Source organism: Xenorhabdus bharatensis (assembly GCF_037996705.1).
In the GTDB taxonomy this organism is placed as follows: Bacteria; Pseudomonadota; Gammaproteobacteria; order Enterobacterales; family Enterobacteriaceae; genus Xenorhabdus; species Xenorhabdus bharatensis.
In genome coordinates this window covers 35,586-61,156 of record NZ_JBBMXG010000021.1, presented here as the reverse complement: position 1 = coordinate 61,156, position 25,571 = coordinate 35,586, and the positions used below count along the sequence as shown (strand labels likewise).

At 43.5% G+C, this 25,571-nt stretch carries 22 protein-coding genes; 15 read left to right on the top strand and 7 right to left on the bottom strand.

Going from position 1 to position 25,571, the window contains the following annotated elements:
• The first annotated feature begins 76 nt into the window (after nt 1-76).
• The 7 genes from AAC855_RS17465 (at nt 77) to AAC855_RS17435 (ending at nt 7,840) form a co-directional block, all read left to right on the top strand.
• The gene (locus AAC855_RS17465; protein WP_340611288.1) at nt 77-556 is read left to right on the top strand and encodes a hypothetical protein; all 480 of its coding nucleotides are present in this window, start codon (nt 77-79) and stop codon (nt 554-556) included.
• A complete protein-coding gene (locus AAC855_RS17460) occupies nt 556-882 on the top strand; it encodes a lysozyme inhibitor LprI family protein (RefSeq protein WP_340611287.1) in 327 nt (108 codons plus the stop codon). The genes AAC855_RS17465 and AAC855_RS17460 overlap by 1 nt, the downstream gene beginning before the upstream one ends.
• Nucleotides 883-1,154: 272 nt before the next feature.
• A complete protein-coding gene (prlC, locus tag AAC855_RS17455) occupies nt 1,155-3,200 on the top strand; it encodes an oligopeptidase A (RefSeq protein WP_340611285.1) in 2,046 nt (681 codons plus the stop codon).
• 356 nt (nt 3,201-3,556) lie between these two features.
• On the top strand, nt 3,557-3,721 hold the full coding sequence (locus tag AAC855_RS17450) for a hypothetical protein (RefSeq protein ID WP_340611284.1): 165 nt from the start codon (nt 3,557-3,559) through the stop codon (nt 3,719-3,721).
• Between the two features lie 39 nt (nt 3,722-3,760).
• On the top strand, nt 3,761-5,803 hold the full coding sequence (gene prlC, locus AAC855_RS17445) for an oligopeptidase A (RefSeq protein ID WP_340611282.1): 2,043 nt from the start codon (nt 3,761-3,763) through the stop codon (nt 5,801-5,803).
• A gap of 17 nt (nt 5,804-5,820) precedes the next feature.
• Entirely contained in the window at nt 5,821-6,564 is a 744-nt protein-coding gene (gene rsmJ, locus AAC855_RS17440; RefSeq protein WP_340611280.1) for a 16S rRNA (guanine(1516)-N(2))-methyltransferase RsmJ, read from the top strand.
• A gap of 367 nt (nt 6,565-6,931) precedes the next feature.
• Complete coding sequence (locus tag AAC855_RS17435) at nt 6,932-7,840, top strand: lipase family protein (protein WP_340611278.1); 909 nt, start codon at nt 6,932-6,934, stop codon at nt 7,838-7,840.
• Nucleotides 7,841-7,911: 71 nt separating this feature from the next.
• Here the strand turns inward: AAC855_RS17435 and gdhA are convergent, their stop codons facing one another.
• Together gdhA and uspA are read right to left on the bottom strand one after the other, a co-directional pair.
• Nucleotides 7,912-9,255, bottom strand: a complete 1,344-nt coding sequence (gdhA, locus tag AAC855_RS17430; RefSeq protein ID WP_340611276.1) for an NADP-specific glutamate dehydrogenase — start codon at nt 9,253-9,255, stop codon at nt 7,912-7,914.
• 267 nt (nt 9,256-9,522) lie between these two features.
• Complete coding sequence (gene uspA / locus AAC855_RS17425; RefSeq protein WP_099120419.1) at nt 9,523-9,954, bottom strand: universal stress protein UspA; 432 nt, start codon at nt 9,952-9,954, stop codon at nt 9,523-9,525.
• 334 nt (nt 9,955-10,288) lie between these two features.
• On the opposite strand from uspA, the gene uspB reads away from it, so the two are divergent.
• A complete protein-coding gene (gene uspB, locus AAC855_RS17420; protein WP_340611275.1) occupies nt 10,289-10,621 on the top strand; it encodes a universal stress protein UspB in 333 nt (110 codons plus the stop codon).
• A 96-nt stretch (nt 10,622-10,717) separates the two neighbouring features.
• Here uspB and pitA read toward each other — a convergent pair whose 3' ends face one another.
• Nucleotides 10,718-12,208 (bottom strand): inorganic phosphate transporter PitA, encoded by a 1,491-nt coding sequence (gene pitA, locus AAC855_RS17415; RefSeq protein WP_340611274.1) that lies wholly within the window; start codon nt 12,206-12,208, stop codon nt 10,718-10,720.
• 321 nt (nt 12,209-12,529) lie between these two features.
• Between pitA and AAC855_RS17410 the strand changes: the two genes are divergently transcribed.
• The 3 genes from AAC855_RS17410 (at nt 12,530) to AAC855_RS17400 (ending at nt 15,927) form a co-directional block, all read left to right on the top strand.
• Nucleotides 12,530-13,732 carry a BaiN/RdsA family NAD(P)/FAD-dependent oxidoreductase gene (locus AAC855_RS17410; protein ID WP_340611273.1) on the top strand — a complete coding sequence of 401 codons (1,203 nt, stop codon included), beginning with the start codon at nt 12,530-12,532 and terminating at the stop codon, nt 13,730-13,732.
• A gap of 523 nt (nt 13,733-14,255) precedes the next feature.
• Nucleotides 14,256-15,020: an enterotoxin A family protein gene (locus AAC855_RS17405; RefSeq protein ID WP_340611271.1), complete on the top strand. Its 765-nt coding sequence runs from the start codon at nt 14,256-14,258 to the stop codon at nt 15,018-15,020.
• 394 nt (nt 15,021-15,414) lie between these two features.
• Nucleotides 15,415-15,927 carry a pyridoxamine 5'-phosphate oxidase family protein gene (locus AAC855_RS17400; RefSeq protein ID WP_340611269.1) on the top strand — a complete coding sequence of 171 codons (513 nt, stop codon included), beginning with the start codon at nt 15,415-15,417 and terminating at the stop codon, nt 15,925-15,927.
• 74 nt (nt 15,928-16,001) lie between these two features.
• On the opposite strand, the gene AAC855_RS17395 is transcribed toward AAC855_RS17400, so the two are convergent.
• Entirely contained in the window at nt 16,002-17,186 is a 1,185-nt protein-coding gene (locus AAC855_RS17395; RefSeq protein WP_340611267.1) for an MFS transporter, read from the bottom strand.
• Nucleotides 17,187-17,841: 655 nt separating this feature from the next.
• Between AAC855_RS17395 and AAC855_RS17390 the strand changes: the two genes are divergently transcribed.
• The 4 genes from AAC855_RS17390 to AAC855_RS17375 are packed head-to-tail and all read left to right on the top strand — an operon-like array spanning nt 17,842 to nt 23,668.
• A complete protein-coding gene (locus AAC855_RS17390; protein ID WP_340611266.1) occupies nt 17,842-18,972 on the top strand; it encodes a LuxE/PaaK family acyltransferase in 1,131 nt (376 codons plus the stop codon).
• A 1-nt stretch (nt 18,973) separates the two neighbouring features.
• Nucleotides 18,974-21,403, top strand: coding sequence for an acyl-CoA reductase (locus AAC855_RS17385; RefSeq protein ID WP_340611265.1), 2,430 nt, complete (start codon nt 18,974-18,976; stop codon nt 21,401-21,403).
• An 18-nt stretch (nt 21,404-21,421) separates the two neighbouring features.
• On the top strand, nt 21,422-22,663 hold the full coding sequence (locus AAC855_RS17380) for a phenylacetate--CoA ligase family protein (RefSeq protein WP_340611264.1): 1,242 nt from the start codon (nt 21,422-21,424) through the stop codon (nt 22,661-22,663).
• A gap of 12 nt (nt 22,664-22,675) precedes the next feature.
• Entirely contained in the window at nt 22,676-23,668 is a 993-nt protein-coding gene (locus AAC855_RS17375; RefSeq protein ID WP_340611263.1) for a GNAT family N-acetyltransferase, read from the top strand.
• On the opposite strand, the gene AAC855_RS17370 is transcribed toward AAC855_RS17375, so the two are convergent.
• From AAC855_RS17370 to AAC855_RS17360, 3 genes are all read right to left on the bottom strand, one after another.
• On the bottom strand, nt 23,665-24,441 hold the full coding sequence (locus AAC855_RS17370; RefSeq protein ID WP_340611262.1) for an APH(3') family aminoglycoside O-phosphotransferase: 777 nt from the start codon (nt 24,439-24,441) through the stop codon (nt 23,665-23,667). The two genes, AAC855_RS17375 and AAC855_RS17370, sit on opposite strands and share 4 nt — an antisense overlap.
• 407 nt (nt 24,442-24,848) lie before the next feature.
• Complete coding sequence (locus tag AAC855_RS17365; protein ID WP_340611261.1) at nt 24,849-24,995, bottom strand: hypothetical protein; 147 nt, start codon at nt 24,993-24,995, stop codon at nt 24,849-24,851.
• Nucleotides 24,973-25,476 (bottom strand): hypothetical protein, encoded by a 504-nt coding sequence (locus AAC855_RS17360; RefSeq protein WP_340611259.1) that lies wholly within the window; start codon nt 25,474-25,476, stop codon nt 24,973-24,975. The genes AAC855_RS17365 and AAC855_RS17360 overlap by 23 nt, the downstream gene beginning before the upstream one ends.
• Nucleotides 25,477-25,571 lie beyond the last annotated feature (95 nt).

Genomic DNA, 25,571 nt, shown 5'->3' with positions numbered 1-25,571 from the left:
CAGCCAAAGACAATGATGGCACAGCTTAAAAACCTGTGCCATACTTATACGGGCTTCTTATTCGGAGTATCCTGCCATGCGTTATGCAAAGTATCTAACTTGTATTGGTATCAGTTGTCTGGTTTTCTCTTCTGCCATACAAGCCGAATCTCCGCCAGTTCAATTATCTCAGACTCAGCAAAATTACCTTCAACAACAAATTGATAAACAAGTTATCGATAAATCAGCACTAAAAGATATCAATAAGTGGTCAGATGCTAAAAAAATCGCTGAATTTATTTGCCGCCCTTTTGCTTTACCCATTATTCAACAACATCACAAAGATGCCGATAAAGTTTTCCTTGGTGATGTATCACCAGATAGCATCAAATTAATGAGTTCTTCGGAATTGGTCGGGATTGGTATGTATCGAACTGATAATGGTTGGAAAGATATTCAGTTCTCCTGCAAACTCGATGCAACCGGTAAACCACAATTCTTCAATTATGAAGATGCTAAAGTACCCAAGTTACCAATGGGGCCGGGGCCTGTCGTTCCTCCGGATAAGGAGAAATAATGCGGTATATGCTGTTCTTATTATGCCTGTTGTCGCCATTCAGCCTCGCTGCCAGTTTTGATTGTGCAAAAGCCAAAGCCCTCGATGAAAAGGTAATTTGTGCCAACCAGAAGCTGAACGATTTGGATGTGGAAATGAGTGTGAAGTATCACTTCCTACGTGGGTTATTTGCAATGGGTGTATCAGGAGAGATGTATAACAGCCAGCAGGCATGGCTGAAACAGCGTCAGCAATGTGGAGCTGATATATCCTGCCTGACCAATAGTTATCGTCAACGAATTAACCAATTGGATACACTTTATAACTCAATAGAGAAACCGATTTAAAATCAGATTTATTATTCTAAATTTTTATTAAGCCAGCATTTAAATTTGCTGGCTTTTTATTTTTACGCCTATTTAATTTATTCTGTCATTTGATTTTCTTTTTTATTCTTATAACATCACTTCGCAGATCACTGATATAAAAAGAGCCTTATTATTCAAAGAAAAATGCGGCTTTTAAATTTAACTCACGATATCTTATCCCCGTCTTTCAATAACAACTCCTTGGGACATCGGTATTACCCAATTACATTAATACTAATAAGGTGCTCATTATGACTAATCCATTATTAGATTTTTCTGGACTACCAAAATTTGCTTCTATTAAAGCAGAACATGTTGTACCCGCGGTGAAAGAAATGCTGGCTAAATATCGTCAGGTCATTGAGAAAGTCGTGAACGAAAATAGTCAATTTACCTGGGATAATTTATGTCAGCCAATCTCTGAGGCAAGGAATCAGTTTGAGCGCGTCTGGTCTCCTGTCTCTCATCTCAATTCCGTTAAAAATACACCGGAATTCCGGGCGGCTTATGAACAATGCCTACCGATGAATTCTGAGTTCTCGACATGGATGGGTCAACACAAAGGGTTATATCAGGCTTATAAGTCACTGAAAGAAAGCCCTGAGTTTGACAAACTGTCTCAGCCGCAGCGTAAAGCCGTCGAAGATAAGCTGCTTGATTTCACTCTATCCGGCATTGCATTACCGGAAGAAAAACAAAAACGCTACGGTGAAATCACGGCTCGCTTGTCTGAACTGAGCGCCCGCTTCGGCAACAATGTGCTGGATGCCACAATGGGATGGACAAAGCTCGTCACTGATGTCTGCGATCTGTCAGGTTTACCTGAAAACATAAAAAGTTCCGCCAAAGCTGCCGCTAAAGCGAAAGACTTAAAAGGCTGGTTACTGACGTTGGATCCGCCAGTCTACAGTGCAGTGATGAACTATGCCGATGATTGTGAGCTGCGTGAAGAAGTCTATACCGCTTATATGACCCGCGCCTCTGAACAGGGCGTGAATGCCTGTAAGTGGGACAATAACCCGATTATGGAAGAAATTCTCGCGCTGCGTCATGAGCTTGCTCTGCTGTTAGGCTTTAAAAACTACGCTGAGAATTCTCTCGCAACCAAAATGGCGAAAACGACGAAGGAAGTGCTCGATTTCTTAAACGATCTGGTTCACCGCGCCCATGAGCAAGGCGAAAGGGAGATGGAAGAACTTTGCGAGTTTGCCCAATCTCACTACTGGGTTGATGAGTTGGAAAGCTGGGATGTGAGGTATTACAGCGAAAAACAAAAACAGCACGATTTCTCTTTTGATGAAGAGCAATTGCGCGCTTACTTCCCGGAAAAACGCGCCATTGAAGGGTTGTTCGACGTTGTTCGCCGCATTTATGGCATTACGGCAAAAGACTGTACCAAAGAGGTAGAAATTTGGCATCCTGATGTCCGTTTCTTTGAGCTTCATGATGATAAAGGGGAACTACTTGGTAGCTTCTATATGGATCTCTATGCCCGCGCAGGTAAAAAAGGCGGAGCATGGCAAAGTAGTTATGTTGACAGAATGCGCCTTGCTTCCGGCGAGTTACAGAAACCCGTTGCTTTCATTAACTGTAACTTCAGTGGGCCTGTAGGCGGCAAACCCGCGCTGTTTACACATTCTGAGGTTTCAACGCTGTTCCACGAATTTGGTCACGGTCTGCAAACACTGCTGACGAAAATTGAAACTCTGGATGTTGCCGGCACTAACGGTGTACCGTGGGATACCGTAGAGTGCCCGAGCCAGATTATGGAAAACTGGTGCTGGGAAGCAGAAGCGCTGGAGTTTATCTCCGGTCATTACGAGACAAATGCGCCTCTGCCAAAAGAAATGCTGGATAATATGCTGGAAGCGAAGAATTATCAGGCAGCCATGAAGATGCTGCGTCAGTTGGAATTTGGCCTGTTTGATTTCCGTTTGCATGTTGAATATGACCCGGAAGAAGGCGCTCAGATCCTGCCAATACTGGAGTCAGTGAAAGAACACGTTTCCGTCGTTCCGTCATCAGACTGGGAGCGCTTCCCGAACTCTTTCAGCCATATCTTTAACGGTGGCTATGCCGCAGGTTATTACAGCTATATGTGGGCTGATGTACTGGCAGCGGATGCTTATTCACGTTTCACTGAAGAAGGCATTTTCAACCGCACAACAGGCCAGTCATTCCTTGATGATTATCTGGGGCGCGGTGGTTCAGAAGACCCTCTGACGCTGTTTATCCGTTTCCGTGGCCGTGAACCAAAACTGGATGCACTACTAAAAAGACTGGGCATTACCGGATAATTATTTGTTTAATCTATAATAAGGCGCTGGTTACAGCGTCTTATTACATTTATAACAATAATTTTATACTTTTTAAATAATGAAAAAAAATCATCTAATATTATCCTGTTAGAGTAAAAAAAAAACAAGCCTCTATTCATTTCTCATAAATTAACCTCCTCATAAAATGGAAACCTCAATAACAAGAGCTATTGGATAAATTACTTTCTATTTAATAGATTCAATAAGTTAATAACACTATTAAAAAATAGGTTTTAAAGATAATTTTTCATATAAAATTTATCAATGAGCCAGCACAGTCATCTGCTGGCTTTCTTTATGATTCATTACGGCAGTTCCTTATGTTATTGGAAGCGATGAGTAAATTTCATCCCCTGCATGAACTCACCAAAGAACGTCCGCGTAAACCAACCACCATTGCTGAGGTACTGAAAAATGCAGTAGCCATAACATCAAGCATTGAACTCACGCTATTTTATCCCCATCTATCACCCATACCCCATAATGGGATATCAGGCTGATAACAGCTTATACCCACATGCAAAGATAAGGCGCTCATTATGACTAACCCGTTACTGACATCTTCAGTATTGCCTAAGTTCGCTGACATTAAACCTGAACATGTCGTTCCTGCCGTAAAAGAAACGCTGGCGAACTACCGTCAGGTCATTGAGAAAATTTTAACTGAGAACTCCGCTTTTACCTGGGATAGCCTGTGCCAGCCGCTTTCTGAAGAGCAAGATAAGCTTTCCCGTATGTGGTCACCCGTCGGGCACCTGAATTCTGTCAAAAATAGCCCTGAACTTCGTGAAGCCTATGAACAAAGCCTGCCTCTGCTCTCCGAATTCAGTACCTGGCTCGGGCAGCATAAAGGGCTATATCAGGCTTATAAGTCACTCAAAGAGAGTGAAATTTTTAATTCACTGTCCCAGCCACAACGCAAGTCTATCGAAGATACTCTGCGTGATTTTGAGTTATCCGGCATTGGCTTACCGGAAGAAAAACAGAAACGCTACGGTGAAATTGCCGTCCGTATGTCAGAGCTAGGTTCCCAGTTCGGCAATAACGTGCTGGATGCCACCATGGGCTGGTCTAAGCTCATCACCGACGAAAACGATCTGGCTGGTTTACCTGAAAGTGCCAAAGCCGCGGCCAAAGCTGCCGCAGAAGCAAAAGAGCAGGAAGGCTGGTTGCTGACGCTGAATATGCCAAGCTATCTTCCCGTCATGGCGTATGCTGATAACCGTGAACTGCGTCAGGAAATGTATTACGCCTACACGACTCGTGCATCCGATCAAGGGCCAGATGCCGGAAAATGGGACAATAATGCAATTATGGCAGAAATGCTGGCATTACGTCATGAACTCGCTCAATTGCTGGGTTTCGCAAGCTACGCAGAAAAATCCCTTGCCACAAAAATGGCGAAAGATCCTCAGCAGGTACTCAACTTCCTGAATGATCTGGCTAACCGTGCACATGGTCAGGGCAAGAAAGAACTGGAAGAACTGACCAGCTTCGCCCGTTCACATTACGGTGTTGATAAGCTGGAAGCTTGGGATGTGACCTACTACAGCGAAAAGCAGAAACAACATCATTTCTCCATTGATGATGAGCAACTTCGCCCTTATTTCCCTGAACAACGTGCCGTTGAAGGGTTGTTCGAAGTTGTTCGCCGCATTTATGGCATCACCGCCAAAGAGCGACACGATGTAGAAACTTGGCATTCTGATGTTCGTTTCTTCGAGCTGTATGATGAAAAAGGGGAACTGCGCGGTAGCTTCTATCTGGATCTCTATGCCCGTGAGCATAAACGTGGTGGCGCATGGATGGATGACTGTGCCGGCAGAATGCGTTTTGCTTCCGGCGAATTGCAGAAACCCGTTGCTTACCTGACCTGTAATTTCAATAAGCCAGTAGGTGACAAACCTGCTTTGTTTACTCACGATGAAGTGATAACACTGTTCCATGAATTTGGTCACGGCCTGCACCATATGCTGACCGAAATCGAAACACTGGATGTTGCCGGTATTAACGGTGTTCCGTGGGATGCCGTTGAGCAGCCAAGTCAGTTTATGGAAAACTGGTGTTGGGAGCCGGAAGCACTGGCGTTTATCTCCGGCCATTACGAGACAAACGAACCTCTGCCACAGGAAATGCTGGATAACATGCTGGCAGCGAAGAATTATCAGTCTGCGATGTTTATCCTGCGTCAGCTGGAGTTTGGTCTGTTCGATTTCCGCCTGCATGCTGAATATGATCCGGCAAAAGGCGCTCAAATCCTGCCAACGCTGTACTCCGTGAAAGAACAGGTTTCTGTTGTACCATCTCCTGAGTGGAACCGTTTCCCTAACTCTTTCAGCCATATTTTTAATGGTGGTTATGCCGCTGGCTATTATAGCTATTTGTGGGCTGACGTACTGGCAGCAGATTCTTATTCCCGTTTCTCCGAAGAAGGTATTTTCAACCGTACAACCGGTCAGTCATTCCTCGACAATATCTTGTCCCGTGGCGGCTCTGAAGATCCAATGACGCTATTCGTCCGCTTCCGTGGCCGCGAACCCAAACTGGATGCCATGCTGAAAAGCGCTGGGATCACGGGATAATTTGTGTGGAAACTCGCGTGAAAATTTGTTTGATTTGCGAACAGGGCGCTGATAGCAGCGCCTTATCTCATTTGGCTGAACGCTGGAGTCTGGTACACGATGAAGATTCCGTTATGGCCTTGGTTCTGACTCCCGAGCGGCTGGAACTGCGCAAACTCGACGAGCCGAAGCTCGGTGGAATTTATGTTGATTTCGTGACCGGAACAATGGCACATCGCCGCCGCTTTGGTGGCGGGCGTGGTGAAGCCGTTGCGAAAGCAGTCGGTATCAAGAAAGATTATTTACCCACAGTCGTTGATGCCACGGCAGGATTAGGGCGGGATGCCTTTGTTCTGGCTTCAATCGGCTGCCATGTCAGAATGCTGGAACGCAATCCTGTCGTTGCGGCATTGCTGGATGACGGACTACAGCGCGGTTATCAGGATGAAGAAATCGGCGGATGGCTGAAAGAGCGCATGACACTGATCCACGCTTCAAGCATTACCGCACTGACGGATATCACTCCGCAACCGGATGTGGTTTATCTTGATCCGATGTATCCGCATCGGCAAAAAAGTGCGCTGGTCAAAAAAGAAATGCGTGTATTCCAGTCTCTCGTGGGTGCCGATGAAGATGCTGATGCACTGTTAGAACCAGCCCGTGCGCTGGCAAAGCGCCGTGTTGTAGTGAAACGACCTGATTACGCCGAACCAATGGCCGGTATTAAAGCATCCGCCGCCATTACCACCAAAAATCATCGGTTTGATATTTATCCTTGTTGATAACATGACTACACCATGAAATACACCTATTTTTCAGACATGGATGTCTGAAAAATAACTAAATATTTCTCCTCCTGACTATCAAAGCTAATAAATTAAAAATTAATTTATATACAGCATGAATTTATCACAAAAAACCAGCTTTACTTGATTAACATATTAATATATTGACTGCATTTTAATTTACTCCATAATTAAATGAGTTATATTTAGAAAAACAAAAAACATATAATTTAAATTACAAATAATAATATATTGATAAAATTAAAAATGAAATATTCTCTTAATTTCAGGAAAAAAATCAAAATAGAAATATACTTTAATTATCTCTTTAATTTTCATTAAACCAATATAATGGGAGTGGACTATGTTTACAGCAGATTACTACGACAGTTTTGCAGCACTAATTCTATACGCATCAGATATGTGTGATCGATATCCTAATAACCTTACACCGCCTCCAGACCAACGTATAGAAAAAGATGGTTGGAAACTGAAATGCTATATTTATTGTAATGATTTCAATATTTTTATGAACACCAAAACGAATAAAAAAGAATTAATGATTTTGGAAGAAAAAGTTAACTTTGGATATATGGTAGAGAGAATAACGAATCCCGGAGAATACGTCCTTGCTATCCGTGGAACAAAAACTAATATCGAATGGATAAAGAATATTGATGCAATACTTATATCCCCTTGGCCTGATACGCCTGATCAAAAAGTTTGTGCCGGTTTTTACTCAATGTATCATTCTTTGCGTCTGATGGTTCCTGATAACACAACGGGGGTTAATTATCAGAACCTCCCACTAGCAGATGCCATCACACAATTTATCGGAACAAATGGTTATTGCACAATATCAGGTCATAGTCTTGGGGCTGTACTAGGAACTTATCTCATGAGAGATATTTATGATAAAGCAGCTCACTTTAGGTCTTGCTTATTTGCCAGTCCAAACGTAGGAAATAATGAATTTGTAACATATGTTGATCAGCATTTTCGTGATAATGTCGTTCTTAATTATGTAAATGACACTATTACTAAATTACCTCTTGCTTATTCGCATCTACCAAATATTAATGAACTACTGCCAAGAGACGATGTAAAAATAAGAGACGATTTAGGCATAATTGAATCCATATATTGCAATCATGTAATACTCACTTATCTTGCTTTAGTAAATAAATACAAATTCTTCGAGGTGCTTGATGGAGATTTTCCAGAAGATCAAAAAACATGGAATGATTGTCTACAAGTAACGCTGGACGCTTGAAAAATAAGCCCCATTCATCATGGGGTTTATTCATCAAAAATTATTTCTTGTTTACTGGTAAGCTCGCTGAATTATAAAATCCCTTGCGCCAGCATGGCATCAGCAACTTTCACAAAACCCGCTATGTTCGCGCCCTGTACATAGTTTATCTGTTTGCCTTCTCCGCCATATTCTACGCATGACTGGTGAATATCGAGCATGATGTGATGTAAGCGGATATCCACTTTTTCTGCTTTCCAGTTCTGGCGTATCGCATTCTGCGACATTTCCAGACCCGAAGTTGCCACTCCTCCCGCATTGGCGGCTTTGCCCGGCGCAAACAGAACACCGGCTTCAAGGAAAGCATCCGTCGCTGCGATAGTTGCCGGCATGTTGGCGCCTTCTGCAACCAATTTCACACCATTCTGAATCAGTGTTTTTGCATCTTCCAGATGCAATTCATTCTGTGTCGCGCAAGGCAGAGCGATATCAACAGGCACTGACCACGGGTTTTGCCCTTTAAGGAAAGTCAGCCCCCGTTCTTTGGCATAATCCTCAACACGCCCATAACGCTTGTTCTTTATCTCTTCCAGATGGGCCAGTTTCTCTGGAGTGAACCCTTCTTCATCCAGAACAGTACCGCCGGAATCGGATACCGTCACTACTTTAGCTCCGAGTTCCAGACATTTTTCGATGGTATACTGAGCAACATTTCCCGCTCCCGAAACCGATACCCGCATACCATCCAGCGCCATACCATGACGTTTCAGCATCGCATGAATGAAATAAACCAAACCATAGCCCGTCGCTTCCGGCCGGATCAAACTGCCGCCGAAAGAGAGCTCTTTACCCGTGAAAACACAGGCCGTGTTGTTGGATAACTTTTTCATCATCCCGGCCATAAACGCCACTTCCCGGCCACCAACCCCGATATCTCCGGCAGGAACATCAGTATCAGGCCCCAGATGACGATACAACTCCGTCATCAATGCCTGACAGAACCGCATAATCTCTCCCTGACTTTTTCCTTTAGGATCGAAATCAGAACCACCTTTCCCACCGCCCATTGGCAATGTTGTCAGCGCATTTTTTAACGTTTGCTCAAAACCCAGAAACTTCAGGATAGAGAGGTTAACGGAAGGGTGAAAACGCATCCCGCCTTTAAATGGCCCGATGGCTGAATTGAACTGTACCCGCCATGCACGGTTTACCTGAACCTTTCCCTGATCATCAACCCAGCTTACGCGGAATTGAATGACTCGTTCTGGTTCAACCAAACGCTCTAATAACCCCTGTTCACGATATTGCGGATTCCGCTCAAGAAAAGGCCAAAGAGAAGTCAGTACTTCCCTGACTGCCTGTAAATATTCTGGTTGATGTGGGTTGTGATACTGAACAGATTCAAGAAATGAGACTAAAGATGATGGTACATTCATTTATAGCTTCCTTTATACATTCAGATGTGATGCCCTCCCCATTTTCTTTGTTATTTTTTGTCGAAAATGTGAGGTAATTACGGTTTGCTTTCTGAATATACCACTATTTTATGATTGAATTTCAATAACTATTTTTATTAATTTTGTTAAAAATAAATTTTATAGTTTCTAAATAAAAAGCTTTTTCAAGCACCTTATCCTTTGTAGGGGCAAAAAAATCGCCTGCAATGAGCAGGCGATTCCATAGAATAAGTTTTCGGCAGAATATTAATCTTCGTCACGTAACGGGACGATAAGCATATCTACATGAACTGTGTTAATGAGCTGACGAGCTGATGACATCAGCTTGCTCCAAAAATCCTGATGATGGCCACAGACAACGAGATCCATATCATATTGCTTAATGGCATCAACAAGCACCTGCCCTAAATCGCCACTACCACTCAGCGTTTCCTGAATTTCATAACTTGAATTCTCTGACAGCTCTTTCAGGGAGTTACGGGTTTCATCTGCGATACGTGCCTGCATATCACCAAGATTAACATCTATCAGGCCGGTGTATAAATCAGAGTAATTTACATCAACATGGATCAAGGAAACTTTGGCATTGTATGGTCTTGCCAAAGAAACCGCTTTATCCACCAAGACCCTGCTTTCTGGAGATAGATCAACTGCTACAAGAATATGTTTATAAGCCATATAAGTGAACTCCTTCCATAAAATGGATTGGCGGCATTAAACGCCATGATTTTATACTTATACTATAACTGCTTGACGACTCTTTTGAGTGTCGTCGTGATCACAACTTGTTACTTTATTTAGTTAACCACTTGAAAGAAAAGATATCTGCTTTCAATACCATAACTGTATTAAACATTTTATCTCTGATACTGAGACCATTTTTCAATATCATTTGGCTTTTCTAATAAAACATTTCCGCCTAAAATTTAATACTGTGACTATTTACATTGCTACCTTTTCAGATAAATTCTTAACTCACAATATCCCGTTGCCACTCTAAGGAGGGGGGAATATGTTCAGTATGTTTGCATTCTTCTGGGCAATTTGCATTATCTGTATTATCAATATATTACGCTATATTTCTTCACTACGTGCTTTATTACTTATTCTTCGTCAGGCAGATCCGATGCTATATCAATCTATTGATGGAAATGGTTTTTTTACTGGTAATGGTCAGTTCAGTAAACAAATTCGGCTGGTACGCTACATTAACACACAAGGCTATCTCAACCATCACAATGATGATGTCATCTTTTTCTGCGAAAGGCTGCGTAAGCAGTTTTTATTGACGAAAGTATTATGTGGGATTGTCTTACTGTGTCTGGTAGTTATCGCAATAGTCTGATAACAACAGAGAAGGAAAGCGAGTTGAAAATAAAAAGTGGCAATAAAAAGGGTTGAGCTGCTGAGATAGCTGCCAACCCTTTTTAATCACTTAAGCTTAGATCAATTGCAGAGCAATCCAATACAGGCAGCCTGACAAGGCAATTGAAATAGGTAACGTCAGTACCCACGCCAGCATGATATTTTTGATAGTCTTACTTTGAACACCACCACCATCAACCAGCATTGTACCTGCGACTGCAGAAGAAAGAACCTGTGTCGTCGATACCGGCATCCCCGTATAACTAGCAACCCCAATCGATACTGCGGCGGTAACCTGAGCGGAAACCCCCTGAGCATAAGTCATGCCTTTTTTACCGATTTTTTCACCGATGGTGACAGCAACTCGTTTCCAGCCCACCATGGTGCCCAGAGACAGTGCCAGCGCCACCGCGATGATTATCCACATTGGTGCATATTCAACAGTATTCAGCAGATCTTTACGTAACTTATGCAGGAAACGCGCATCTTCCATGCTGGTTTCAGGCAATTTAGCCACAGCACTTGCTGTATCAGCAATACACATCAACATGCGACGCATGCTGTTACGTTGATCCGGATTCAGCTCACTATAGTTCTGAATACTTCCCAGCATCGTTTCCGTGGTATTCAGTACATCCAGTGCCCGTGAATTATCACAGTGGAAATTCATATCCAGTTGATCTTCAACCGGAGAGATAGCCGGAGTCAGCTCAATTGCATGGGTCAGTGCAGGTTCATGATGTTCATAATACTGCTGCAAATGAACAACCGCATCATGGGTACGAGCAATGTCATAGCTTGTTGAGTTCATATTCACAACAAAGCCAGCAGGCGCGACACCAATCAGTACCAGCATGATCAGACCAATCCCTTTCTGGCCGTCATTGGCGCCATGAGAAAAACTCACACCAACAGCAGAAAGGATCAGAGCTGTTCGTGTCCAGAATGGTGGTTTACGTTTACCATCCTGCTTTTCACGTTCAGCCGGAGTCATGTGGATACGACGGCGTTTTTTAGTACCACTCCAGTAACGGCGCAGTACAAAGACCATCGCTCCCGCGATCACCAAACCAATCATAGGAGACAGAATCAAGGACATAAAAATCTGTATCATCTTCGGAATATTCAGCGCATCAACTACAGAAGAGCTGGTCACTATCGCATTGGTCAGGCCAATCCCGATAATAGAACCAATCAACGTATGAGAGCTGGATGCAGGGATCCCGAAATACCATGTACCCAGATTCCAGATAATTGCCGCCAGCAGCATGGAAAAGACCATCGCCAAACCATGGCTTGAGCTGACATTCAGCAGGAGATCTGTCGGTAATAGATGAACAATCGCATAAGCGACACTTAATCCACCAAGTAGAACACCAAAAAAGTTAAAAACCCCTGCCATGACAACAGCAAATTGCGAGCGCATAGCGCGGGTATAAATAACAGTTGCTACTGCATTTGCGGTATCATGAAACCCATTGATGGCTTCATAAAAAAGCACAAACAACAGAGCAAGTACTAACATAAGGCCGGTATAAAAATCCAGGCCAGTAAACAGATGTAGCATAAACGTTAAGCCAGTTAGTAGGACATGAACGCGGCGCATTATCAGTGACAAACGCTGGCGGGAAAAGAGAAATATGACCTTTTTTTGATTTAATGACAATAAACCGGCAGCTAATAATTTACTTTCTTCATAAAAATCAAAAAATTATGGTATTTTTATCTTTTTATATTTTTTTGATGAAAAATAGCCCGCCATAATAAAAGTTTAACCAAGTACTTATTTTTCTCTGCATTTCGCAGATAGTCCCTCCACAATGAAGTGTATTTCCTGAAAAATAATCCGGCAAGAAAGTTATTCTGCAAGTATAGAGATAGCAAACGAATGGAAAAATTTGATGTAGTAATTATTGGTGCCGGCGCGGCTGGCTTGTTTTGTGCAGCACAGGCCGGGCAGTCAGGACTCCGCGTTCTGGTGCTGGATAATGGTAAAAAAGCAGGCCGCAAGATTTTAATGTCAGGAGGTGGACGCTGCAATTTTACCAATATGTATGCCGAACCCGCAGCCTTCCTTTCAGCCAATCCGCACTTTTGTAAGTCAGCACTTGCTCGCTATACACAATGGGATTTTATTGACTTGGTGCAACGTCATGGTATTGCCTACCATGAAAAAACGTTAGGGCAGCTTTTTTGTGATGACTCGGCGCAGCAGATTATTAACCTGCTGTTGAAAGAGTGCGAAGCCGGTCAGGTTACAATTCGCTTACGCAGTGAAGTCACTCAGATAGAGAAGAATGAGCAGGAGTTCGAAATTACTGCATCAGGGAAAAAAGTAAGCGCACACTCTCTTGTAGTGGCTTCCGGCGGATTATCTATGCCCGGTTTAGGAGCCTCTCCTTTCGGTTATCGCATTGCGGAGCAATTTGGTCTTAATATCCTGCCAACTCGCGCAGCCTTAGTGCCTTTTACCCTACACAAGCCATTGCTGGAGCAGCTTCAAACCCTCTCCGGTGTTGCGGTTCCTTCAGTTGTTACCGCACAAGACGGAACGGTGTTCAGGGAAAATATCCTGTTTACGCATCGCGGACTTTCCGGCCCCGCTATTTTACAGATCTCCAGCTATTGGCAGCCCGGTGAATATGTGAGTATTAACTTACTCCCGAATATCGATTTGGATGACTTCTTAACTCAGGAACGCGAATCCCACCCTAACCAAAGCCTGAAAAACACCCTTGCCAAACTGTTGCCAAAACGTCTGGTGGAGTGCCTGCAATCTCTTGGTCAGCTACCCGAACTCTCTCTGAAACAACTTAATTCCACACAGAGAAAAGAACTGATCACCACCCTGCAATGCTGGCAGGTACAACCAAATGGCACTGAGGGATATCGCACCGCAGAGGTGACGCTTGGTGGCGTAGACACGAATGAGCTGTCATCGAAGACAATGGAATCTCATAAAGTGAAGGGGTTGTATTTTATCGGTGAAGTTGTCGATGTCACCGGCTGGCTTGGCGGGTATAACTTCCAATGGGCATGGAGTTCAGCGTGGGCCTGTGCGCAGGCATTGGTGACAATGGAGAGACAATAGTATTTATCTGTTGGCAATAAAGTTTGCCCATAAGAACGATTCGATTCTTGTTCTTACGGTATCGTTCTTACGGGCAACCATAATCAAACCCATTCTCACCTTCTTCTGGCCATGAAGATAGCCATTAATCTTTTCCAATTTGATATTTTCCAAATCGGCAGACGATACATAATTCAATAAATTGACATTACAACTGATTAATAAAAATTATGAATATTATTTCAACATATTAAATAAAAATGTATTTTATTATACAAATAATTATTACCATAATATAACAATATTAAAAATAAAAATATTTAAATAGCAAGCACCATACAAAACCCAAAAAAATTAAGAAAAAATAACAATATAAAATTTCAATTTAAAAAATTTATTCATTACCATCAAATAGAAATCTTCATTGGTAAAACACCAAAATTGAACTATATTTAAATGACTCTAAATTCAAACTCAAAAAATAAAAATACACTCCATAATATCGTGGTTCATTTTCTCTGTAAAATTAAGGGGTGAATACTTAATGAAAATTTTAAAATTCCTTACGTTACTATGCATTTTATTTTTATACACAGTACAATCCTATGCTCAGCAACCCATTAATCATCTTTACCGAATGGATACCCGTACCCCAATAGAAATCTTTGGTCCCATAGGAAGAGGTTTTGTATCGTGGGGAACAAATGACGATATTGTAGAACATATTCAGGATTATAGTGTTTCAACACAGGGTAGGGCTGCCGGTTCAGCATTCATATCAACGAGTGTCGAACGAGAGTATGTTATTGAGTGGGGTGTTGATATGGATCTGAGAAGCCCATTCTACATTTATGACATAAGGCCAACTGTCAATTTTTATAGCGTAGTCAGATCATTAACTAGACTCTATGAGATAACTAGAAATGAGAATTATTTTCATCTAATAAGTGATTACCAAGAACAACAGGAGTATGTGGCAGTTGGAAATATTCCTGTTACACAAATTCGCGGAGCTTGGGAGTTTTTGTATGATGCAATCAATAATGAATATGTTGAAGGTAGTTATATAGAGAACATGGCGTATCATGATGATACAACAAGACCCAATACCGAACCTTATATACAAAGATCTCCATTATCAGGAGAAGTCATAGAACCCTCAACGAGTTGTGCTTTCTACCGAACTTCCCATAATCATTCTGCCCACACTTTAATCCGAACTAATAAATATCCATTTTTAAAAGAACTCATACTATGCCGTAAGATCTTAACGGAAATATCTCCTTTATCCATTTATGTTATGGAATAGCCCTCTATTTAACTCTACTCCGCCTGAGCCAAAGGCGGAATGTAGGGTTACCAATCCAGCTTTAATTATCTTTCTTAATCTCACTCATATCTTTATCGTATCTAATTTAGCCATGCCAAAAGTAGATTTTGTCATTACTATTGATAAATATTATTGTTATTTTCCTAATACATTCCGAACAAATAAATTTAATTTCACCAAAATCAAGTTTTTTTATTAATGACATGATAAATTTAAAGAAACACTTACACCTGACTATTTAATTCAATGTTTATTATAATCCTTGATGCAACAAAATTTGTGGTTCTGAAACCATATTGATTAATACCTTTATGAAAAATAAATAATACCATAATGTTCTGATATACAGAGCTATTCTGTTAAAGAGGAAGTTATGAATAAAAATGCCCAAAGTAGTTTTAATATACTCAGCAATATCCGTTTTTTCTGCCTTGCTACATCCCATCCTGAAACCAACTCAGTTTGGACAGCACCTTTACTTTATATTCCTCGCTATAACCCTCTGCGCTTGATTTGGTATTCAAAATTAGATACCCGCCATTCCCGTGGTCTGTCTATCGACCCACAAGTTAGTGGTTCAATATTCAGTGCTCGCCTAAATCGGGATGCCTTTGAAGATGTTGCCGGAGCGCAATTTAGCGGACTGGCTCGTGCAATACCCCATGCGGAGTTACAGGATACCTACGATTACTATTACAACCGCGTATTTCCTGATCCAGATATCAGAAAGAAAAACGCACGGCATATTGATGAATTTTATGGTCTGGGTTCCCGTCGTTTTTATGAATTGGAAGTAAAAGAATGGTGGTTATATGCGTTTGACGGGGATGACGGACGAATCTTTATCCCATTAGATGAATTGGCCCATCCGCCTGAAGGCCAATAAGAATATATTGCTAAAATTTAACAGGCCCGGCTTCTTACTGGGCCTGTAATAATAAAGACTAACTCAAGCAGTATTTATCCTCGCCTCACATTTGCAGTCAGTGAAGCGCTGCCTGCAACGCAGGTAGCGGCCAGAAGCATGATCACCGCAAGACCGATCATTAATCCGGTGAAATTGGATACATCAGCCACAATGAGCGGCCCGGCGCTGGCACCTATAAACAGGATAAAACCATTAAGAGCCATGCCCCCAGCCCGATTGGGGACGGACATCGTACCAAATTGCGTAATCATCGCCGGTATGGCAAGTGCCACACCAGCCACAAAGATCAGGCTCCCAATCGCAACGCCCGTCAGGGATTGTGGTAAGACTGCCACCAAAAATAAGCCAAAAGACGCAAACATATAACCCGTAATAGCAACGCCCTGCATCCCAATCCGGGTAGCAATCGACCCGGCCAAAAGCGCTGCAAACATTCCGGGTAATCCGACCATACGCAGCAAAATGATTTTTTCCGGCTCCAACCCCAAAACTTCAAGATGTGGCCCCAAAGCAGCATATATCGCAACAAATGACAGTAATAACGTGATATGAGCGCAAGACAGCAATAAAACAGCCGGACGCAGGGTAATCGCTCCCAACGCCATAAAACGATATCCTAGGTGCCCATTAACCGCAGCGCGTTCTGGTTCTCTGACCATCGCTGCAACGAATGGAATTGCCACCAGCAGACAAATTCCGGTTATCAGAAATACCCAATACCACTCCCATCTCAGCACCACCCAAGCAGCCAGTACCTGCCCGAAAATACCGGCAACAAGAAATGAGGTCGACATTGCTCCGGTTGCTATCGCACGCCGACGAACCGGAATAGCTTCACCGAGGTAGGCAAGTGCTGTCGGTGCAAAACTGGATGCCGCCAGCCCTTGTATCGCTCGTAGCCCAGTCAGCCATGATAATGATGGCGCGAAAGCACATGCAAAGGTAGCAAACGACAATATCACTAATCCCGTCAGCATCACCGGACGACGTCCATACTGATCTGATACCGGTCCCCAGATTAAGAATCCACAGGCATAGGCCAGACTGAAACTTGTAGCAAGAGCAAACGTAACATGCCGCTGGCTGGTCGGGCTGAAATCCTGACCAACTTGTGCCAGTAGAGGGATCACCATATAAAGCTGAGTCAGAACAAACAGGGCAATCACGACCAGCAACGCAATGACACCACCACTCGCCATCTGGGATTGGTTATGCATGACACTTTGTCTCCACTGAGCCAAACATGACGATGGTTTACTCATCCATAAAATAATCAACAAAATGCTGGATCTAAGTCTAGTATGATTTCTGTGATACTGGCAGTTGTATAACCAATATATTTCGAGGATATTAAGTTCCTACATAAAATATAAATAATAAACTTATGCAATTAACACATTCAATTATGAATTAACCTTTCAATTAATACTCAACCCCCTCCTATTATTTAAAAATGCCTTTTTCTCTCAGCAGGAATAAATAATGAAATAGGTATATCAAATATTGATACAAGATTATGTATGATTCAGCAAGAAACATTAGAAAAACAGATTGATTATTATATTTCTATTTGGAATAATGCGCGGCAAATTAGGACTGACTCCAAACTATAAAACTGGATAAAGCATGTTTATCCAGTCAAAAACCCAATTAAAATAGTTTAAAAATAATTTTAACAACGGTCAGAACTTTCCAACATCATTCTTCAACAAAGCCTCAGGGATTTAATTATTAGTACAAATGATTTATATCGGATAACGAAATAAATCCATTAAAAATCATTACATCCAAAATATGAGCAAACAAACTTATTAATCTTTATTGGGATGCGAATCCCAAGATTGTTCTGTTCAAAAAGAATGAGTCTTAAATATGCAAAACTTAACCCATGTTAGAGCACTATGTGCTTTAGCACATCCTTATCGTGCCTGTGCCGATCATGATGCGTTATTTAATGATGCCATGCGTGAACTGACGTTATATCACTGTGAATATACTCCGGGCTATGAACAGTGGCTGGCAAATAATGGTTTGAATAAACAAGCGGTCATGGCAATGGATGATTGGTCAAGCCTGCCACCTCTTTTTGCTAATTATTTCAAACGTAATTTGATCGTGAGCAACAGCTCGGTAGATGCTTTGGAGTTAACGTCCTCAGGCACAACCGGACAGAAGAGCCGCATGCACTATGACAACAGAAGTATTGCGGCTGCACAGAATATGGTGGATCGTATTTTTAACTATTATGGCTGGAATACACCTGATCAACCCTGCAATTACCTGCTACTCAGCTATGAACCTGCCGGAGCCATTACGTTGGGAACCGCTTACACCGATCAGTTTCTGTGTAAGTATGCACCGGTAAACCGCTCCTACTATGCCCTGCGTCATAACGGAAAAAGTAATGAGTTCGACCCTTTCGGTACGATTAAAGCTTTACAGGAATTTGCTGAAGAAGGGCTGCCAGTGCGTATTTTCGGCTTTCCGGCTTTCCTGTGGTTTACCCTGCAAAGAATGGAGCAAATGGGGCTCCCCGCGCTGAAATTACACCCGGAATCACTGCTTTCTCTGGGTGGCGGCTGGAAAACGCATTCCGATAAAGCGATCTCTAAACAAGAACTGTACCAACGATTGGAAAAACAATTAGGTATCCCGAATGTACGCTGTCGCGATGGCTACGGTTCCGTTGAACACCCTGTGCCTTATATGGAGTGCTCTCACCACCGTTTCCATGTTCCGGTCTACTCACGGGTCTATATCCGCCATACCGCGAATATGTCACGCCAGCCTTATGGCGAACCGGGGTTTCTGCACTTCGTCTCTCCTTTTATCACTTCCAGCCCGGCGCACAGTATCGTGATGAGTGATCTGGCGGTACTGCATCCCGGCAGTCACTGTGGCTGTGAGCTGGATACCGATTGGTTTGAGTTGCTTGGTCGTGCTGGTACCAGCAAAAGTCGTAGTTGTGCTATTGCCGCATCAGAATTGATAAAAGAGGCCTGAGATGTCTTCCATAGAAAATACTAATGAGCCGCTTTCTGTAGAACAGTTGGCAACACAAAAAATTGCAGAATTAAGTGAACGTTTACCAGAGCTTCTGGCACGGCCTCATACTGCGGAACAAGTACTTGAGTGTGCACAACGCTTTGCTGATCACCTTGTCACTATGGATGATCACCCTCTTTTTGATGCCAAAACACGTGAAGCCTTAATTGCTTTCTGCCAGCGCGAAGCACTACAGACTAAGCTGGAGCGAGAGTTAGGAAAAGACGCATTCTCCCTGCGCCGGTTCGATTATAACCAAAACCGCTATGAGTCATGGAAGCCACTGGGATTGGTCGTCCATATCACACCGTCCAATGCTGCCCTGCTTCCTTTTATGGCAGTGCTGGAAAGTTTACTGGTCGGCAATATCAACTGGCTACGTCCGAGCAGCAGCGATAAAGGCTTTAGTGAACAACTCCTGCATGCGTTCCTCGCTCATGACATTTCCGGTGATTTAGCCGATCGGATTGCTGTTCTGTCGTTACCGTCCACACAATTGGGAGCGTTGTTAAGCCAGGCTGATGCCGTTTCTGCCTGGGGCGGAGATTCTGCATTATCTTCCATCCGTAGCCAACTGCCGGCCGGCTGTCGCTGGGTAGACTGGGGGCACCGTATCAGTTTCGCTTGGCTGAACCCTGATGCAATCGATGATGCGCAACTGGATGCGCTGGCAGATGATATTTGTTGTTATGACCAACAAGCCTGTTCCAGCCCGCAATGCCTGCTGGTTGATAGTGATGATCCGGCTGTTTTGCAGCATATCGGGCAACGTATGGCCACTGCGCTTGAACGCCGTTCTGGATTACATCCTGCATTGCAGGCAGATGTGCAGGAATCCGCTGAAATTACCACTCAGATGGCATTTCAGCACCTCGATTTCGCCTTCGCTCCGGTAAGTGGCAAACTCTGGCAAAACGATGGATGGCGGGTCGTATGGCGACATGAGCAGGAACTGGCGGCTTCTCCCCTGTTCCGCACATTACAGTTACGTCCGGCACCTCGTCAGCAATTATGTTCTATTCTGCGTCCGTGGCGTAATCACCTCCAAAGCTGTGCCTTGATTACCCGTCAGGAAGATATTGCTGAAATGAGCCATGCTCTGTTCGCTGCGGGCGTCAGCCGCATAGCCGCTGCCGGTCAGATGCACAATGGCTATAGCGGTGAGCCGCACGATGGCGTTTATGCATTGTCACGTCTTGCCAAACGGGTTTCTGTCAGCCTGCCTGTAGGTATGCTGGAAGGCTGTGCGCATCTGAATACACCGCCTTCACGTCCACACGGGCTGGATAACCTGCCGATTATGAATAAGGCAGATTTTCAGGCACGGACTCCAAACGAAAAAGGCCGTCTGTATTTCCGTAGCGGAGGCAGCAGCGGAGCACCAAAACTGGCGGCTTACAGCTATTCCGATTATCACACACAGATGCAGTCAGCCGCTGACGGAATATTCGCTTGTGGGCTTGAGCCTGCTACAGACCGGGTCATGAACCTGTTATACGGCGGAAAGCTCTATGGCGGTATGATGAGTTTCTTCACAATTCTGGATAAGCTGGATGTCGCTCAATATCCGATGGGTGGCCCCACTGACAGTGATTTCAGCGAAATAGCAGACTTAATCATACAGGAACGTATTAATACGTTGGTCGGTATGCCAAGCACGATACACCGATTATTCCTGAGTGAAGCCGACAAACTGCGCCAATATGGCGGAGTTCGTAAACTGTTTTTGGGAGGTGAGCACCTGAATATTGGTCAGCGGAATTTTCTGAACGAATTCGGCATCACTCTGATACGTTCAGCAGCCTATGGTTCAGTCGATGCAGGCCCATTAGGTCACGGCTGTACAGCCAGCGAAGATGGCGTTTTCCACTTAATGGCTGATACCCAATGGCTGGAGATCCTGAACATTCATGATGATAAACCCGTAGCAGAAGGGGAAACCGGTCGCCTGATATTCACCTCCCGTCACCGCGAGGCACAATCTGTCCAGCGATACGATTTAGGCGATCTCGGGCACTGGATCACTGAACCTTGTTCCTGCGGCCTAATTACACCTCGTTTCCGACTTGTTGGACGTAATGGTGCTTTACTACGTGTTGGTAGTATTTTTATCAATCTGGCTGAATTATCAGAACAGCTGGAAGGGCCTGTGCAATGGATAATCGATCACAATGAAGAAGGTATCGGTGGTATCCAGTTATTGATTGAAAATCCTGATGTTGCCACAGTCCGCCAATATTTATTGGATCTGGAGCAGAATGCAAAAATTAAGGAAGTTGTCGACGGTGGAATGTTGAATCTGGATGTTACATTTTGCCCAGTATCAGAATTTCGTCGAAATGCTCATAGCGGAAAAGCACCCTTGTTCATTGACTCACGTAAATTCTGATTAAGTGAAGCGAATATCATGAAAAGCATAGCGTTAATTGATCTGTTCAATCATGTACGTAAGCATTCTGTTTATTATCGGGAGCTCTACAAGTCCGTTCCTGATAACTGGACGCTACAGGATTTACCCTTAGTCGAACCCGGTCATTACTGGGTCGGCTCAGAAAATTTACAAACGTGGCCGGTGCTTACCGCCCCACTGGAAGGGGGGCATGTGTTTAAAACGGGTGGCTCAACCAGTGATGGTCGGCTGTCGGTTTTCAGCCAGCAAGAGTGGAAAGCATTTATCCAATCTTTTGGCAAAGCTGTTGCCCGTCAACTCCAGCCGGGAGATCGCGTCGCCAATTTGTTTTTTGCGGGTGATCTTTATACCAGTTTACTGTTTATTCATGGTGCGTTGTCTAACTCATCATTACCTATTGTGGAGTTTCCCTTCACCTGTAAAGTCGATGACGATTTGCTGGCTCACAATATTCAGCATCACAACATCAATGTGCTGGCGGGCGTTCCCGTCCAGCTCATCCGCTTTGCCCAATATCTGAAAGAGAACGGGCAGACTCTGCCAATGGTAGAAACCATTCTGTTTGGTGGCGAGAGCCTGTTTGAAGGGCAAATTGCAGCAATGAAGCAGGTTTTCCCGCAGGCCCGCTTTGGCTCTGTAGGCTGCGCCAGTGTTGACGGCGGATTAATCGGCTTTGCTGATCCCGAATGTGGGCCGGGAGAACACCGGGTTTTCAATGAAGAGACTATTATTGAAATTATTGATGAGGTTACCCATGAACCCATCACAGAACCGGGGAATCGGGGAATACTGGTGGTTACCAGCTTACAAAGGCAACTGATGCCGGTACTCCGCTATCCCACCGGCGATCTGGCTTGTTGGTGTGAACCTGAGCAAACCCACCGTAAGTTTGCACTTCAGGGACGTGCCAATCAGGGCTACCGGATCAGAGTGGGTGATCTTTCATTATTTCCTGACGACTTAGCCACCCAGTTGTCGCCACAAACCGAGCTGCTTGCCTGGCAATTGGTGCTATCTCAGGAGGAATCGGAAGACAAAATTAAATTATTAGTAGCCAGCCCTGAACCCGTCAATGTCGAGAAAATACGCCATAATATGCTACTGGCATTTCCCGGTCTGAACACAGCTCATTTCCGGCAAAATATGCTGGAGATCGTTCAAACCAATATCGATGCAATGTATACCCACCCGCGTTCAGGTAAATTGCAGCGGGTTGTGGATCTACGTAGTTATAATTGAAGGATAAAATGTATGACGACTTTTCCTTCTGCCATTTTGGATTCAACTATTCAGATCCGCAGCTATCAATCAGGTGACAGTAAGCATATCAGCAAATTATTCCGTGATATTTACGGTGATTCGTATGTCTACCCTGATATCTACCTACCTAAGTTGATAGAGGGTTATCAAACGACAGGAAAATGGTATTCCGCTCTGGCTTTTTCTCAGGGGCGGCTGATTGGCCATGCATCACTTGTTAAGGATGCCGTTCAGCAGGATCAGGCAGAGCTGGCGCTGGTTGCTGTGTATCCAGAATGTCAGGGCAAAGGTATTGCGACCTCTTTGGGCAATTATCTGTGTCACTATGCGAAAGAACAGCAATATCGTTTATTAACGGTAAAACAAGTTTGTTCGCATATGAAAAGCCAATATTTAGCCCAGAATCTGGGCTTTTATTCGACCGCGTTGATGCTGGATTATGTTGATTCTCCCTTCGGGTTACCGGAGCCTGAAAGTATTGTTCAGGGTATTTTGCCTCTTCAATCATTTCCATTGCCTAAATTGAATTGGCCGCAATCCTGGCAGAACTGGGCCAACCAGATAAGCCAATATGTTGGTGAGTCATCACCTGATAAACAACAAAAAGGCGGTAACCCTTTTACTTCCGGTGGATACGCGACTTCCCAGATAAAAGGGCGACGTCTGGAGATCACATTGTATGAAGCTGATCCGGACTTCTTATCTGAGATCATAGATTATCCGGCTAATCAGTTAATCTATCTGAAGCTTCCGGCCTGTGAAGAAGCGCTGAAGTTCTACCCACAACTGAAAAGAGGCGGATTCCGCTTTGCCGGGCTATGCCCAGATCCCCAAGAAGGGTGGTTTTTGCTCTGGCTACGGGGTTACCAACCAACGCTCTATAAGTTTTCTGATATCAGCATACAGCACCTCTACCAAATGGAATTGGGAGAAACAGTAGGGCACTCACGACAATCCCGTGTAAATGAACTGATTCCGGGTTAAAACAGTTCGTCTAACTGCTCGAAGAATTCACGCTTGGCCGCGTTATCAACGCAGCCAAGCGTATTAAGAAACTCCGCAGCTATATTTATTGAAATCTCTTCACGTAAGTTACGATGCACAAATGCGATATCCAGCCAGCGATCCGCTACATCTCCCCGCCCAAGATCAATAAAGTACAGATCGTCATGTTCATCAACGAAGATGTTGCTGTCACAGAGATCGCCATGAGAAAACACGCGTTCCTCACTGGGTAAAGTGGCATGAAGATGCATCAGCAAACTCCGTGGCGTTGTTATTCCCGGCCACTGTTCAAGATCATATTGCTCAGCATACAAACCGTGATTCAGAAAATATTCAAGCTCATTGAGACGAAATCCTGCACCAGAATCAAACGGACAATCCACAATAGGCACAGACTGCATCTGGCGGACAGCTTCGTGAAACAGTTCCAGTACCGGCTGCCGCGCCTTGAGCCGTTCGTATAACGGCTGACCGGGAACAGCGCGGGAGATCATAAACTCACCTCCTGAATTTTCCGCCACACAGACAACTTCCGCAACATTCAGACGATCAGCCAGCCAATCCAGTACTGAGGCTTCCCGCATGACACTGTAAGTCGTATTGGCATAAACAGAAGGCGAGTGTTTGAGAAAAAACAGGTCATTCCCCCGTATGAAGCTGTAAACACAACAAGGAGATTCGCCAATTTTATCCCGGAATAACACAGAATTGCCGATAAAACGGTCAACTAATGGAGGCAGTTTAGGCAGCATTTATCTTCCTTTAACAACTCAGAAACCTGAAAATAATTTAACCGAAAAGGTCTGGCTGAATTCGTCAAAGTTTTGGCCAGAAAGCCGATCAGGATCTAATTTTGGTCAAAAAAACACTTTACAAATGATATTGAGAACGATTATCATTATTAACACTTTCAGTGCACCACCTTCAGGGTCATGTGAAAGTACGACATTGCTCACATTGCTTCCAGTGTTTACTTTATAGCCAGCAACTTGATGTTGGCTTTTTTTTATGCTTAATTTCCGGCTGTATCCACTCAGAAATCAGAAGGAATTAAAGAAAAACCCGTTATTTTTAAACGGGTTGATCAAAGATTTGAGATATCACTTGTAGTAGCCAAAAATAGGCAACTTGAAAGATGTAGTATATGAACAGGGTTTAACTAAAGAGGCTTAAATACGATGTTGCCCTTACTTTCTGCATCCTTTTTAGCAGCGATGAAATGTTGAATCATCTTAATTTTACTCTGTCGGATAGCTTCAAAATCGACTTTATCTTTTTCATGCTTACTTTTGCATTCGTATCGCATAGCTACCTCCATCATTTATATATTCCAGCCCGTAATCTTTAACAAAGCGTTTTACATACCTAGGATATATCTTATTGAGTTGTTCATTTTCTGCCGAAAAGTACAATATATCTATGCTTTCATTTTGAGCAACTCTCACCATGAAGTCAACCAATGTACTGTAGAGGTAATTCAGCTCATCCAGATTTAAATTAATAGCCCCCACAGGCTTCGAGAAAACACTCGCTGGATCCAGCTCTTCTTGCTCTACATTATAGAAACTAACAACCTGAACATGCATCGTTTTCAAGTGTTCACCTAACATTGTATACATGGTTTCTGCGGCTACCGGATCCATAGATGGTGGGCAAAAAAGCATTCTTAGTTTTATAACTCGGTTTGTATTCCCAGAAAATATGAACTCAATATCAAAGTAACTAATACCATCAAATGTACCTAAATATGTTCCATGACCATGAGTCACTAATCTATGCTGATGCATATAGCTCAACATCCTATCTATAATTTATAGTGATCAATTAGCAGTATTATTGTGGTCTATATCCTACCCAGACCAGCAGTACATATATCAGGTAT